The 13021-nt window shown below is 64.8% G+C and carries 13 protein-coding genes; 4 read left to right on the forward strand and 9 right to left on the reverse strand.

The features are described from left to right. Positions 1-76 precede the first annotated feature (76 nt). On the forward strand, positions 77-1690 hold the full coding sequence (locus BXY53_RS12735; RefSeq protein ID WP_119062392.1) for a GMC family oxidoreductase: 1614 nt from the start codon (positions 77-79) through the stop codon (positions 1688-1690). 6 nt (positions 1691-1696) lie between these two features. Here BXY53_RS12735 and BXY53_RS12740 read toward each other — a convergent pair whose 3' ends face one another. The 3 genes from BXY53_RS12740 to BXY53_RS12750 all read right to left on the reverse strand — a co-directional run bounded on the left by BXY53_RS12740 (position 1697) and on the right by BXY53_RS12750 (position 4652). Then, positions 1697-3016, reverse strand: a complete 1320-nt coding sequence (locus BXY53_RS12740; RefSeq protein ID WP_119062393.1) for a homoserine dehydrogenase — start codon at positions 3014-3016, stop codon at positions 1697-1699. Between the two features lie 88 nt (positions 3017-3104). Beyond that, positions 3105-4331: an LL-diaminopimelate aminotransferase gene (locus BXY53_RS12745; RefSeq protein ID WP_119062394.1), complete on the reverse strand. Its 1227-nt coding sequence runs from the start codon at positions 4329-4331 to the stop codon at positions 3105-3107. Between the two features lie 93 nt (positions 4332-4424). Further along, positions 4425-4652, reverse strand: a complete 228-nt coding sequence (locus BXY53_RS12750) for a hypothetical protein (RefSeq protein WP_119062395.1) — start codon at positions 4650-4652, stop codon at positions 4425-4427. 238 nt (positions 4653-4890) lie between these two features. Between BXY53_RS12750 and BXY53_RS12755 the strand changes: the two genes are divergently transcribed. After that, the gene (locus tag BXY53_RS12755; RefSeq protein WP_119062396.1) at positions 4891-6732 is read left to right on the forward strand and encodes a PHA/PHB synthase family protein; all 1842 of its coding nucleotides are present in this window, start codon (positions 4891-4893) and stop codon (positions 6730-6732) included. A 63-nt stretch (positions 6733-6795) separates the two neighbouring features. Here BXY53_RS12755 and BXY53_RS12760 read toward each other — a convergent pair whose 3' ends face one another. The 3 genes from BXY53_RS12760 to BXY53_RS12770 are packed head-to-tail and all read right to left on the reverse strand — an operon-like array spanning position 6796 to position 9205. Then, the gene (locus BXY53_RS12760; RefSeq protein WP_119062397.1) at positions 6796-8235 is read right to left on the reverse strand and encodes a mannose-1-phosphate guanylyltransferase/mannose-6-phosphate isomerase; all 1440 of its coding nucleotides are present in this window, start codon (positions 8233-8235) and stop codon (positions 6796-6798) included. A gap of 14 nt (positions 8236-8249) precedes the next feature. Then, positions 8250-8453, reverse strand: coding sequence for a DNA gyrase inhibitor YacG (locus tag BXY53_RS12765; protein ID WP_210209242.1), 204 nt, complete (start codon positions 8451-8453; stop codon positions 8250-8252). Next, positions 8450-9205, reverse strand: coding sequence for a Maf-like protein (locus tag BXY53_RS12770; RefSeq protein WP_119062398.1), 756 nt, complete (start codon positions 9203-9205; stop codon positions 8450-8452). The genes BXY53_RS12765 and BXY53_RS12770 overlap by 4 nt, the downstream gene beginning before the upstream one ends. 257 nt (positions 9206-9462) lie before the next feature. Between BXY53_RS12770 and BXY53_RS12775 the strand changes: the two genes are divergently transcribed. Both BXY53_RS12775 and BXY53_RS12780 read left to right on the forward strand, forming a co-directional pair. Next, positions 9463-10191: a hypothetical protein gene (locus BXY53_RS12775; protein ID WP_119062399.1), complete on the forward strand. Its 729-nt coding sequence runs from the start codon at positions 9463-9465 to the stop codon at positions 10189-10191. 160 nt (positions 10192-10351) lie between these two features. Beyond that, the gene (locus BXY53_RS12780; protein WP_147361563.1) at positions 10352-10675 is read left to right on the forward strand and encodes a hypothetical protein; all 324 of its coding nucleotides are present in this window, start codon (positions 10352-10354) and stop codon (positions 10673-10675) included. A gap of 40 nt (positions 10676-10715) precedes the next feature. On the opposite strand, the gene BXY53_RS12785 is transcribed toward BXY53_RS12780, so the two are convergent. The 3 genes from BXY53_RS12785 to hisD are packed head-to-tail and all read right to left on the reverse strand — an operon-like array spanning position 10716 to position 13016. After that, complete coding sequence (locus tag BXY53_RS12785) at positions 10716-11198, reverse strand: arsenate-mycothiol transferase ArsC (protein ID WP_425359189.1); 483 nt, start codon at positions 11196-11198, stop codon at positions 10716-10718. A 4-nt stretch (positions 11199-11202) separates the two neighbouring features. Further along, a complete protein-coding gene (locus BXY53_RS12790) occupies positions 11203-11697 on the reverse strand; it encodes a UPF0262 family protein (protein ID WP_119062402.1) in 495 nt (164 codons plus the stop codon). A 26-nt stretch (positions 11698-11723) separates the two neighbouring features. Beyond that, on the reverse strand, positions 11724-13016 hold the full coding sequence (hisD, locus tag BXY53_RS12795) for a histidinol dehydrogenase (protein WP_119062403.1): 1293 nt from the start codon (positions 13014-13016) through the stop codon (positions 11724-11726). Positions 13017-13021 lie beyond the last annotated feature (5 nt).

Below are 13021 nucleotides of genomic sequence, written 5' to 3' on the forward strand. Positions count from 1 at the left end.
TATGCCAAGCCAAAAAGCGATTCAAGCGGAATTAACGCCGCCGACCGAACCCCGGTCCAACAAAGATAAAGCAGGGATGGAATACGATTACATTATCGTCGGCGCCGGCTCCGCGGGGTGCGTGCTGGCCAATCGACTGACAGAGAATGGCAAGTGCCGGGTTCTGCTGCTCGAAGCGGGCGGGAAGGACAGCAATCCGTGGATTCATGTGCCGGTCGGCTACTTCAAGACCATGCACAATCCCCAAACGGATTGGTGCTATAAGACCGAGCCGGATCCCGGCCTGAACGGGAGATCGCTGGAATGGCCGCGCGGGAAGACGCTGGGCGGCTCCAGTTCGATCAACGGCCTGCTCTATATCCGCGGCCAGGCGCAGGACTATGACCACTGGCGCCAGCTCGGCAACGCGGGGTGGTCCTATGCCGATGTCTTGCCCTATTTCAAACGCGCCGAGGACCAGGAGAACGGCGAGGACGACTATCACGGCGTCGGCGGGCCGATCTCCGTGTCCAACATGCGCGTTCACCGTCCGGTTTGCCACGCCCTGATCGACGCGGCCGAAGAGATCGGCATCCCCCGCAACAACGACGTTAACGGCGCAACACAGGAAGGGGCCGGCTATTTCCAGCTGACGGCGCGCAATGGCTGGCGCTGCTCCACGGCCGTCGGCTATCTGCGCCCGGCCCGCAAGCGCAAGAACCTCACTGTGATCACGCACGCCCATGCGCGGCATTTGCTGTTCGATCCGGATGAGCCCCGCCGCGTCTCCGGTCTCGCCTTTTTCCAGCGAGGGCAGCCGCGCGAGGCGCGCCTGCGCCCCGGCGGCGAAGTGATCCTGAGCGCCGGTGCGATCGGTTCGCCGCAAATCCTGCAGCTTTCGGGCGTCGGGCCGGGCGAGACCCTGCGCGCCGCCGGAATTGACGTTGCGCACGAGATGCCCGGCGTCGGGCAGAACCTCCAGGACCACCTGCAAATCCGCATGGTCTACGAGGTCAGCGAGCCGACGCTGAACGACGAGATCAACAACTTCTTCCTGCGCATGCGCATCGGGCTGCAATACGTGTTGCTCCGGCGCGGCGCGATGGCGATGGGTGCGAGCCAGGTCTGCATCTTCGCGCGTACGCGGCCCGAGCTGGAAACGCCGGACATCCAGTTCCACTTCCAGCCCTTGAGCGCCGACAAGCCGGGGATCGAGATGCACCCCTATTCCGGCGTGACGCTTTCGGTCTGCCAGCTTCGGCCGGAAAGCCGCGGGCATATCGCGGTGCGATCACCCGACCCGACGGCCTACCCGGCCATCCACCCGAACTACCTGGCCACGCAGCATGACCGGGAGACGGCGGTGGCGGGGATGCGCGTGGGCCGCGATCTGGCGGGCGCCGAAGCCATGCAGCCCTTCGTTGTCCGCGAGACCTTGCCGGGCGAAGCGGCGCAGAGCGACCAGGAACTGCTGGACGCCGCGCGCCAGATCTCTCAAACGATCTATCACCCCGTCGGGACCTGCAAGATGGGGCCGGACCCGATGGCCGTGGTGGATGAGCGCCTGCGCGTGCGCGGGCTGGACCGGCTGCGCGTGGTGGACGCATCGATCATGCCGGTCATCACCTCCGGCAACACCAACGCGCCCACGATCATGATCGCTGAGAAGGCTTCCGACATGATTCGCGAGGACCGCAAGCAGACGGCATAGAGGGGGCTACATCCCCTCGATGCGGATCATCTTGGGCGGGCGGTCGATGTGGCGATCACCCTCGATGGCGTCGAAGGCCCGGCGGATCGCCGCCTCGGTCGTGCGGTGCGTGATCATCACCACCGGCACCGGCGCGCCGCTGCCCTCTTCCCCTTGCGCGACGTCACCCTCCTCAGGGCTCTGGACGATGCTCTTCAGCGAGATCTCCTGCTCGGCCATCCGCCTCGCGATTGCGGCGAACGCGCCCGGCCTGTCATAGACTGACAGCCGGATATAGTAGCCGCCCTCATGCGCGCGCATCTGCGCCCGCTCGTAAAGCGCCAGCTTTGAAGCGGGCACGATGAACGGCGCGCCGTCAACACCGCGCGCGATGTCGGTGATGTCGCTGACCACTGCCGAAGCCGTCGGGCCTGCGCCCGCGCCTGGCCCCACCAGCATGATATCGCCGACGAAATCGCCCTCGATGGTGATGGCGTTGGTCACGCCGTCGACTTCGGCGATCGCCGTGTGCTTGGGCACCATGGTCGGGTGAACGCGCTGCTCGATGCCGCTTTCGGTTTTCATCGCCACGCCGAGCAGCTTGATCCGGTACCCAAGCCGGTCCGCCGAGCGGATATCGACATCGTCGATCTGCTCGATGCCCTCGAGATAGATGCTGTCGTAGGAAATCTGCGTCCCGAAGGCCAGGCTGGTGAGGATCGCCAGCTTGTGCGCGGCGTCCTGCCCGCCGATGTCGAAGGTTGGATCGGCCTCTGCATAGCCCGCCGCCTGGGCCTCCGAAAGCACCTCGTCGAATGCGCGCCCCTCGTGCTGCATCCGCGTGAGGATATAGTTGCTGGTGCCGTTCAGGATGCCGTAGACGCGGGCGACCTCGTTGCCCAAAAGGCTCTCGCGCAGCACCTTGACCACCGGGATGCCGCCGGCGACCGCCGCCTCGAATTTCAGGGCGACGTCCCGCGCCTCGGCCAGCTCCGCCAGCGCGACCCCGTGATGCGCCAACAGCGCTTTATTGGCCGTGACGACATGCTTGCCGGCATCAAGCGCCGCCTCGACTGCGCTATAGGCCGGATCGCCCGCCCCGCCGATCAACTCGATGAACACGTCGATGTCGCGGCTGCGCGCCAGATCGCGCGGGTCGTCGAACCACTCGAAGGGGGAGAGGTCGACACCGCGGCGCTTCTCCCGGTCGCGCGCGGACACGGCAGTGACCTGAACGTCCCGGCCGCAGCGCGTGGCAAGGCGCTCGGCATGGGCGCGCAGCATGGTGAGCACGCCGACGCCGACGGTGCCGACGCCCGCGACGCCGAGTCTCAAGGGTTTCGGCATGACAGCTCCAGACAGGTTCGGGCTTGTGGATCAACCCCGTCTTAGCCGCCGGAGTGCACTCGTGACAAGCCCGTCAGCGCGCAGCAGCCTAGCGGCCCTGCGAGGAGGCCAGCGGGATGACGTTGTGCAGCGTCTCGTCCGACTCCGCGAGAAAGCGCTTGATATTCCGCGCGGCCTGACGGATGCGCTGCTCGTTCTCCACGAGCGCGATGCGCACATAGCCCTCGCCGTACTCGCCGAAGCCAACGCCTGGCGAGACCGCGACGCCAGCCTTTTCCAGCAGCAGCTTCGCGAAGTCCAGAGAGGCCATGCCGCGCATCTGTTCCGGCACCTTGGCCCAGGCGAACATCGTCGCCGGCGGCGCAGGCACCTGCCAGCCGGCGCGGCCAAAAGCCTCGACGAGGCAATCGCGCCGCGCCTTGTAGACCTGACGAATTTCCTCGACGCAGTCCTGCGGGCCGTTCAGTGCGGCCGTCGCAGCGACCTGAATCGGCGTGAACGCGCCATAGTCGAGATACGACTTCACACGCCCGAGGGCCTTGATGAGCCGCTCATTGCCGACGGCAAACCCCATGCGCCAGCCGGGCATGGCATAGGTCTTGGACAGCGAGGTGAACTCCACCGCCACATCCATCGCTCCCTCGATTTCAAGGATCGAGGGCGGTGGGTCGATGTCGAAGAAGATCTCCGAATAGGCCAGATCGGACAGCAGGATCAGGTCATTCTTGCGCGCGTAGTTGACCACCTCGCGGTAGAAGTCGCGGTCGGCGACGACGGCGGTCGGATTTGCCGGGAAATTGAGCACCAGAGCCGTCGGTTTGGGCACGCTGTGGCGCAGTGCGCGGTCGACATGCACGAGGAATTCATCATCTGCCGAGGCCGGGACATGGCGGATTGCCGCCCCGGAGATGATGAAGCCGAACTCGTGGATCGGATAGGTCGGGTTGGGCACGAGGATCACATCGCCCGGCGCGGTGATGGCCTGCGCCATGTTGGCGAAGCCTTCCTTGGAGCCGAGCGTGGCGATCACCTGTGTGTCCGGGTCGAGCTTCACGCCGAAGCGCCGTTCGTAATACGCGGCCTGGGCGCGCCGCAGCCCCGGAATGCCGCGCGAGGCCGAATAACGAGTCGTGCGCGGCTTCTGCACCGTCTCGACGAGCTTGTCGACAATATGCTGCGGCGTGGGCATGTCGGGGTTGCCCATGCCGAAGTCGATAATGTCCTCGCCCCGGGCGCGGGCTTCTGCCTTGAGCGTATTGACCTGCTCGAAAACATAGGGGGGAAGCCGCTTGATTCGGTGAAAATCCATATCCATCGGGGTCTCGCTCCCTGGAAAAACGCATTTGCTCCGCGCCGGCGGCGGCGCATTGGTTCGGATTATCTTGAGGCGGTCTGGCCCGCCGCGCCGTCAGCGTTTTTCGATTGCCGCCGTAGCGGCGGCCTTGTGCGTCTGCTGATCCTGCTTCAGATCCTCGATCATGGCCGCCCGCTCTTCAGGCGACAGGCTCGGGTCCTCCGCGGGCGTAATCTCTGCCAGTTCTGGATAGGGAATTTCGCTGACGCTGGAACAGCCTGCCAGCATCAAGACCGCGATTGCCGCCGTGGCGGCTCCCTTCAGTGCTGATTTATCCCTCATCGCCGGTTCCGTTTTGGCCGTTGTTATGCGATCAACGCACACCACCGGAGGCTTTGCGTGCAAAATTCCACAGCCGCGCTGCAACCGCAATACTTATGTCGGAATGCCGAGCCGGGTTGTGGTCAATCCCTGGACGGCACTTGCGGTTGCCGACATGGCATGCTTTTCGCTGCACTGCGGAAAGCCTATATGCAACGCGTTATCCAATTCATTCGGACACGATTCATTGGGGAAAATTATGGCGGACGGCACCAAGGGCGAGACCGGAAGCGAAACCGATGACAAACAGCTCCCGGCAACGGTCCCGGATCAGTTCTCGCGCAATCTCGTCACGGCCATTGACCGGGGAATGGAAGCACTCGCGCGCATGCTTGATGAGCGCAAGTTGGTCTACGGACCTTACAGCGCCCCGAGCGAGGCCAGCGAAGCGAGCCATGCGCTGTCGGAGATCATGAAATACTGGCTGAGCGAGCCGGAAAAGTTCACCCAGGAGCAAGCCAGGCTGGCCGGCGATTTTGTCGAGTTATGGGGCAGGACCTATCAGCGGTTTCTCGGGCATGAGGTCGAGCCGGTGGCCAAGCCGGACAAGAGCGACCGGCGCTTCGCCGATCCCGAGTGGGAAGAAAATCCGCTGTTCGATTTCCTCAAGCAGGCGTATCTGCTGACCTCGCACTGGGCTGAGGAACTCGTCGAGAAGGCCGATGGCGTGGAGGAGCGCAAGAAGAAACGCGCCCAGTTCTACCTGGAGCAGATTACCACCGCGCTGTCGCCGTCGAACTTCCCCTTCACAAACCCGGAGGTAATTCGCACCACGCTCACCTCCAACGCTGAAAACCTGGTCGAGGGGATGAATAACCTGCTGGCGGACCTCGAGAGTTCCGGCGACCTGCTCAAGATCCGCCAGACCGACATGAGCGCGTTCAAGGTCGGCGAAAACCTGGCGGTCACGCCGGGCAAGGTCGTCTTCCAAAACGAGCTGATCCAGCTCATCCAGTATTCCCCGAGTACGGAGACGGTCCACGAAACGCCGGTGATGATTATCCCGCCGTGGATCAACAAGTTCTACATCCTCGACCTCGTGGCGAAGAAGTCCTTCGTCAAATACCTCGTGGACCAGGGCTATACGGTCTTCATGGTGTCCTGGGTCAACCCTGGTCCGGAACTCGCTGACAAGACCTTCGAGGACTACATGCGCGAAGGCGTGCTCACCGCAAGCGACGTCGTACGGCAGATCTGCGCGAGCGAGCACGTCATCCCCATCGGCTATTGCGTCGGCGGCACGCTGCTTGCCACGACGCTGGCCTATAACGCCGCGCGCGGCGACGACCGGTTCCCGGCCGCGGGCTTCCTGGCGGCGCAGGCCGATTTCTCGAAGGCAGGCGATCTGCTGGTCTTCATCGACGAGCCGCAACTCGACGCAATCGAGAAGATGATGGAGCAGACCGGCTATCTGGACGGCTCGCGCATGGCAACCGTGTTCAACATGCTGCGCCCGCGCGACCTGATCTGGCCGTATGTTGTGAACAACTATCTGCTGGGCAAGGAGCCGTTCCCCTTCGACCTGCTCTACTGGAACTCCGACTCAACCCGCATGACGCGCGCCAACCACAGCTTCTATCTGCGCGAATTCTACCATCGCAACAAGCTGGCGCGCGGCGAGATGGAATTGGGCGGACAGCGTCTCGACCTGTCGAAGGTGAAGATCCCGATCTTCGAGATCGCCACGCGCGAGGACCACATCGCCCCGCCTGACTCGGTTTTCATCGGGTCCAAGCTGTTCGGGGGACCGGTGCGCTTCGTGCTAGCCGGATCCGGTCATATCGCCGGCGTCGTTAACCCGCCCTACAAGGAGAAATACATGCACTGGGCGGGTGGCGACGACAGCCCGGGGCCGAGCATCCGGGATTATGAAACGCTGGAAGACTGGATCGCCGCGGCGGAAGAGGTGCCCGGTTCGTGGTGGCCGGATTTTGACCGGTGGCTATCAGCGAAGGCCGGCGAACAGGTTTCTGCGCGCGAACCGGGCGCGCCGGACTTTCCACCGATCGAAGACGCACCCGGCCATTACGTCCGGGCCTAGCGCGGGGCTATTCAGGCGCGCGTTCTTGGTCGAAAACCGGCTCTCACTCTTCGGAAACGCGCGCTATTTCGTTTCGTGCGGGGCGCGGCGATAGACGTCGTCGCTGCGGATGATGTCGTCCTCGCCGAGGTAGCTGCCGATCTGCACTTCGATGATTTCCAGCGGCACCTTGCCGGGGTTCTCAAGCCGGTGCCAGTGCGTGGCGGAGATGTAGACCGACTCGTTCTCGCAGACGAGGCGCGTCTCGTCGCCACAGGTCACGCGGGCCGTTCCCGTCACGACGACCCAGTGCTCCGAGCGGTGGTGATGCATCTGCAGCGATAGCTGCCCGCCCGGCTTGACGTGCAGCAGCTTGACCTGAAAACGCGGGCCCAGACTGAGCGTCTCGAAGTGCCCCCAAGGGCGGTGGCAGCGCGTGTGCTGCTCCGGCTCGCGGCGGTTCGCGGCGCGGAGCTGCTTGACCAGTTCGCCGACATCCTGTGCCCGGTCGCGCTTGGCGACGAGCGCGGCGTCGGGCGTGTGGACCACGATCATGTCCTCAACGCCGATGGTCGAGACGAGCGCGCCGTTTGAATGCACATAGCTGCCGCGCGTGTCCATCAGCATGGCGTCGCCGTGCACCGCGTTGCCATTGGCGTCATGCGCGCTTTCGGCCCAGACCGAGGACCATGAGCCGACATCGCTCCAGCCGGTCTCCAGCGGCATGACCGCCGCCCGCGCGGTCTTCTCCATAACCGCATAGTCAACCGAGATATTCGGGCACTGCGCATAAGCCTCGCCCGCCAGCCGGCGGAAGCCCAGATCGCGTTCCGAGTTCCCGAGAGCCGCCCGCGCATTCTCGATGATCTCCGGCGCCAGCCGCTCGACCTCTTCCAGAAACGCTGCTGCGGGCAGCACGAAGATACCGCTGTTCCAGAGATAGCCGCCCTCGCTGAGATACCGGGCAGCGGTTTCGGCATCCGGCTTCTCGGCGAAGGCGGCAACTTCCGACGCGCCGCCGGTCAGCGCCGCCCCGGTTCGGATATAGCCGTAGCCGGTGTTCGGTTCGGTCGGCGTCACGCCCAGCAGCATCAGCCGGGCCCCGGCCGCGATCGCCGCTGCCTGTCTCACCGTTCCAGCGAAGGCGTTCGCGTCATCCAGCAAATGATCCGAGGGCATGACTGCCAGCACAGCCTCCGGGTCGTCCGCGGTGATGGACAGCGCCGCGGCCGTGATCGCTGGCGCGGTGTTGCGTGCAACGGGCTCAAGCAGGATTTCGCGCGGCGGGATACCGGCGCTTTGCACCTCATCACGCAGGAGGAAGCGATGGTCGTTATGCGTCAGCAACGTCGGCGGCTGAAAGCCGTTGTCCGGATGCAGCCGGCGCAGCGTCGCGACCAACAAGCTGTCATCCGAGCCGTCGATGAGCGGAATGAATTGCTTGGGATACTGCGCGCGGGACAGGGGCCATAGCCGGGTGCCCGATCCGCCGCACAGTATTACCGGATAGACTGAACTCGACATGGCCTTCCCATCGCTCAGCGCTCCGGCTCGTCCGGATCGCCGATCGCCTCACTGTCCGGCATCGGCATCGCGTAGGCTTCCGACAGCCAACGCCCGAGGTCAATGTCCGCGCAGCGCCGCGAGCAGAACGGGCGATACTCCGGATCGCGCGGCTTGCCACAGACCGGGCATTTCGCCTTGCTCGCTTTCTGCGTGCGATGTTTTTCGTCCCTCATCATGCAGGGTCAATCTCGGCGCGGTTGAGCCAGCCGAAATATACCGGCATACCCTCGCCGACCAGCAGGCTCACAACTTCATTGAGCGGCAGTCCGACCACTGCCGAATAGGACCCGACGATCTTCTGCACGAAGGCCCCGGCGATGCCCTGGATCGCGTAGCCCCCCGCCTTGCCGCGCCACTCGCCGCTCGCAAGGTACGATTCCATCTCCTCCGAACTCAGCCGCTTGAAGCGCAGGCGTGTCTCCACCGTGCGCATCCGTATGGCGCCGTCCGACGTGATGAAGCACACGGCGGTATAGACCCGGTGCGAACGTCCGGACAGAAGCTGCAACGCTGCCGCCGCCTCGTCCAGGTATTCCGGCTTCATCAGCACGCGGTTGCCGACCGCGACGACCGTGTCAGCCGCGAGAACGCAGGCATCTGCCAGCTCCGGTTCGCGGTGCAGGCGCGATCGCGCCGCCCGTGCTTTCTCGCGCGCCAGCCGACGGGCCAGCGTGCGCGGGCGCTCGCCCTTGCGCGGCGTCTCGTCGATGGAAGCCGGGCGCAGCGCGTCGGGCTCGATGCCGATCTGCTCCAGCAGCGCAAGCCGTCGCGGCGAAGCACTGGCAAGCACCAAGGGCTTGCGCTCCACGCCCGGACGCCGCGCCGCCGTAAGGTCCGCGGCACGGTGCGTCACTGCATCCTCCGCGGGCTTGGCGACGCCCGTGCGCGACTTGGCACCGGCCAACGAGATGTCCTTCGGCATGATCATGATTGGACACAGGCTCCGTAAAAGCGTCGTTGCGTACCGGCATTCGAGGCCGCGAGAATGAGCGCGCCACGCCCCAAAATCAAGCGGTCAAAGCAGTTCTCGGGAACGCAGGTTAGCGCAAGGACGTTAGAAAAGAACCAGCGATGCCGCCAGGACTGAAATACGACCTTGAGCCGGCGGGTAAAGCACGGCTGTCCGGATGCGCAACGCGCGCCGTCGCAGGCGTGGCATTCTGTGCAAGCTCACAAAGGAGAAACATGGCCGTAACCTACGTGGTCTTTCTGCTCGATCGCACGGGATCGATGGCGCGCCTCAAACCGACCCATCTGGAGGGGTTCAACAGCTATCTTTCCGCCCTCCAGCAACGATCCGATGCTGCGGACATCCGGTTCACGATGGTCCAGTTCCATGGGCGCGGCGCAGATACCATTTATCAGCGCGCCCCGATACACGAGGTCGAGCCACTGAGCCAGAAAGAGTTTCTCCCGAAAGGACGCACGCCACTTGTCGATGCGGCCTGCAAGACCATAATGGCCGTGGCGACCCTGCTGGACAGCCTGCCTGCCGGGCAAGCACTCGACACCATGCCCAGCCCGGCGGAGGCCATCAATGTGGTCTGCTGCATTCAGTCCGATGGAGCGGACAACGCCTCGGTTGAATATAGCTGGGCCGATCTCCGGACGCTGGTCTCGGAGAAGCAGGCCCTCGGTTGGCAGATGATCTTCCTTGGCGCCGACATCGCCCCCGACGAGCAGGCCGAATGGATGGGGCTTACTCCAGACAGCATGATGCCCTATTCACCCGATCTGGAAGCCACCCGCGAGATCTTCGCACGCGCCGCCGAGAAAACGGCCAACGCGGCGCCGGTAAGCCACGCTGGCAGCGCGCCGGGAACCGGCGAAGGGCAGCAAACCGAAACGGGGTCCGGCTTGAGCAAGGGCACCCGCAGAAGCCCTGCGAAGATTCCCGATGATATTGCCGTCTGACGCCGGCCTTCGCGTCCTCCCATGGCTCTGACAGACAGCCGAGAAAGGGGGCGTAGTGTGTTGCGCCGAACGCGCTTGCTTATCGGCGAAAAAACCTTAGCTTGGCGGTCGGCAATCAATGTTGCGGCCATATGGGCCAGCGCATCAAAGAGGGAACGCGATGAGAAGAGGAGCAACAATTTTCGCATTCTGCCTCGGGACGCTTATGGCGTCTCCCGCAACGGCACAGAAACTGCCGGACTGGAGCATGTCGGAAGTCTGCCCGTCAGCAGCCGACTATGCGGCCTGCGCGGAGTTTGAAAGCCGCGCGCGCCGGATTGTCTCAGCCCCCTGGGTGACCATCCCGCCCAGAGCCCGCTGGACTTGTCTGCGCGAGCTGCGGCGCGAAGGCGTCAAGAGCTATCGTGCGCTGCAGGATTGTCTCAAGGAGGAAGCCTTTCAGCCGCACGGCGTGGCGGCCCGGGCGGCGCGAGAAGCGGGCTAGCAGTCGGCGTCCGGACATCGTCTCGGCAGGCCGTTTGGCATCACACATGCGGTGCGCCGGGGAACGGGAACCGCGCCTTAATGCGCTCCAACAGCGAGTCCCGGCAGCTGCGATAAGCCTCCATGATCTGCTCGCGGCTGCCGCCTGTCAGCGTCGGGTCGAGCGTCGGCCAATATTCCACCTCCACCGCCATCGTGCGGGTCATTTCCAGCGCCTGATGGTGCGCCTCCGGCGTGAGCGTGATGACCACATCGAAGGAGGTGTCGAACAGATCGGCGATGGTATGCGGCCGGTGGCCAGCGATGTCCAGCCCGATCTCCTCCATCGCGGCGATGGCGAAGGGGTCCGTCTCGCCCGCGCGCACGCCTGCGGACTCGACGTAGACCCGGCTGCGCGCCAAGTGCTTGAACAGCGCCGCGGCCATGGGCGAGCGCACGGCGTTCATGTTGCAGGCGAACAGCACAGCGCCGGGCAGGTCCGGCATGGGGTTGGGCGTCTTGTCGCTGGGCGGCGGGGCGTCCAACGGCTCATCCCTTCCAGTGCAGCGCGCAAATCAGCGTGAACAGCCGCCGGGCGGTGTCGAAATCCACGCTGATCTTTCCCTGAAGCCGCTGCTGCAAGAGCTGGGTGCCTTCGTTGTGCAAGCCGCGCCGGCCCATGTCCAGCGCCTCGATGCGGCTGGGCGGCTCGCTCTTGATCGCGGCGTAATAGCTCTCGCAGACGAGGAAATAGTCCTTGATGATCTTGCGGAACGGCGACAGCGAAAGCAGGAAGGTCATGGCGTGCGCGCCGTCGTCCTGCGCAACGTGAAAGGCCAGCCGGTTCTCGACGATCTCCAGATGCAGGCGAAACGGCCCCGGCGTGCCATTCGCCAGCATGAAGGTGTTTTCCTCCAAGAGGTCGAAGATCGCCACCTTGCGCTCGTGCTGGACCTCCGGGGAATTATGGCTGATGGACTTTTCGTCCAGCATGATGTCGATGAGCCGATCGCGGCGTTCGGGCGTCTCGGGGTCGTCGGTCATCGGCTCCGGCTCACGGGTTCCCGCGTTCAGCGGTTCAGGCGCATCTCGATCGAGCGCGCATGCGCATCCAGCCCCTCGGCGTCCGCAAGCGTCATCGCCGCAGGCCCCAATGCGCGCAAGGCATCTGCGCTCAGCCGCAGGATAGATGAACGCTTCATGAAGTCCAGAACGCTTAAGCCCGAAGAGAAGCGCGCCGTCCGCGAGGTCGGCAGGACGTGGTTCGGCCCGGCGACATAATCGCCCACGGCCTCGGGCGTGTAGTGGCCCAGAAAGATCGCGCCGGCATTGCGGATGTCTTTCATCAGCGCCTCGGGATCAGCGGTGGCGAGTTCGAGGTGCTCCGGCGCGAGGCGGTTGACCAGGTCCGGCGCCTCGTCCAGCCCGGCAACGGTGATGAGCGCGCCGAAGCGTTCCCAGCTTGCCCCGGCGATGTTGCCGCGCGGCAGGGTTGCAAGCTGCTTCTCGACTTCACGCGAGACCGCCTCGGCCAGTTCGCCGTCATCGGTGATGAGGATCGATTGCGCGGCGGCGTCGTGCTCGGCCTGCGCCAGCAGGTCGGCGGCGATCCAGTCCGGCCGGTTGTCCTTGTCCGCAACGATCAGCACCTCGCTTGGCCCGGCGATGGAGTCGATACCGACGACCCCGAACACCTGCCGCTTGGCCTCGGCGACATAGGCGTTGCCCGGCCCGACGATCTTGGCAACCGGCTGAACCGTCTCCGTGCCGAAAGCAAGCGCCGCGACGGCCTGCGCGCCGCCGATGCGGTAAACCTCGTCGACGCCGGCAAGCTGCGCGGCGGCGAACACCAGCGGGTTCATTACGCCAGCCGGCGTCGGCACCACCATCGCCACCCGCGGCACGCCCGCCACTTTGGCCGGTACCGCGTTCATCAGGACCGAACTTGGATAGCTCGCCTGCCCGCCCGGCACGTAAAGCCCCGCCGAGTCGACCGCCGTCCATTTGCAGCCGAGCTCCGCGCCCTGCTCGTCGGTGTAGCGATCGTCGCTGGGAAGCTGACGGCGGTGAAATGCCTCGATCCGGTCACGCGCCAGCTTCAGAGCGTCCATCGTCTCCGGCGCGACCTCGGCCACGGCCGTCGCCATCTCCGCATCGCTCACGCGGATACCGGCGGCGGCCAGATCGATTTCGTCGAAACGCTTCGTCAGCTCGGCCAATGCGCCATCCCCGCGTTCGCGCACATCCGCGATGATCCGGGCGACGGTCTGGGAGACGTCGGCCTCTTCCTCACGGCGCGCGGCGAGAAAGGCGTCAAACTGGCGTGCGAAATCCGCGTCGGCGGTGTTGAGGGAAACGGGCATTTCAG

The sequence above is a fragment of the Dichotomicrobium thermohalophilum genome (assembly GCF_003550175.1).
GTDB classification, from domain to species: domain Bacteria; phylum Pseudomonadota; class Alphaproteobacteria; order Rhizobiales; family Rhodomicrobiaceae; genus Dichotomicrobium; species Dichotomicrobium thermohalophilum.

Coding starts and splice junctions, on each gene's coding strand:
- BXY53_RS12735 (WP_119062392.1), top strand. CDS start 77: ATGGAATACGATTACATTATCGTCGGCGCCGGCTCCGCGGGGTGCGTG.
- BXY53_RS12740 (WP_119062393.1), bottom strand. CDS start 3,016: ATGCCGAAACCCTTGAGACTCGGCGTCGCGGGCGTCGGCACCGTCGGC.
- BXY53_RS12745 (WP_119062394.1), bottom strand. CDS start 4,331: ATGGATATGGATTTTCACCGAATCAAGCGGCTTCCCCCCTATGTTTTC.
- BXY53_RS12750 (WP_119062395.1), bottom strand. CDS start 4,652: ATGAGGGATAAATCAGCACTGAAGGGAGCCGCCACGGCGGCAATCGCG.
- BXY53_RS12755 (WP_119062396.1), top strand. CDS start 4,891: ATGGCGGACGGCACCAAGGGCGAGACCGGAAGCGAAACCGATGACAAA.
- BXY53_RS12760 (WP_119062397.1), bottom strand. CDS start 8,235: ATGTCGAGTTCAGTCTATCCGGTAATACTGTGCGGCGGATCGGGCACC.
- BXY53_RS12765 (WP_210209242.1), bottom strand. CDS start 8,453: ATGATGAGGGACGAAAAACATCGCACGCAGAAAGCGAGCAAGGCGAAA.
- BXY53_RS12770 (WP_119062398.1), bottom strand. CDS start 9,205: ATGATCATGCCGAAGGACATCTCGTTGGCCGGTGCCAAGTCGCGCACG.
- BXY53_RS12775 (WP_119062399.1), top strand. CDS start 9,463: ATGGCCGTAACCTACGTGGTCTTTCTGCTCGATCGCACGGGATCGATG.
- BXY53_RS12780 (WP_147361563.1), top strand. CDS start 10,352: ATGAGAAGAGGAGCAACAATTTTCGCATTCTGCCTCGGGACGCTTATG.
- BXY53_RS12790 (WP_119062402.1), bottom strand. CDS start 11,697: ATGACCGACGACCCCGAGACGCCCGAACGCCGCGATCGGCTCATCGAC.
- hisD (WP_119062403.1), bottom strand. CDS start 13,016: ATGCCCGTTTCCCTCAACACCGCCGACGCGGATTTCGCACGCCAGTTT.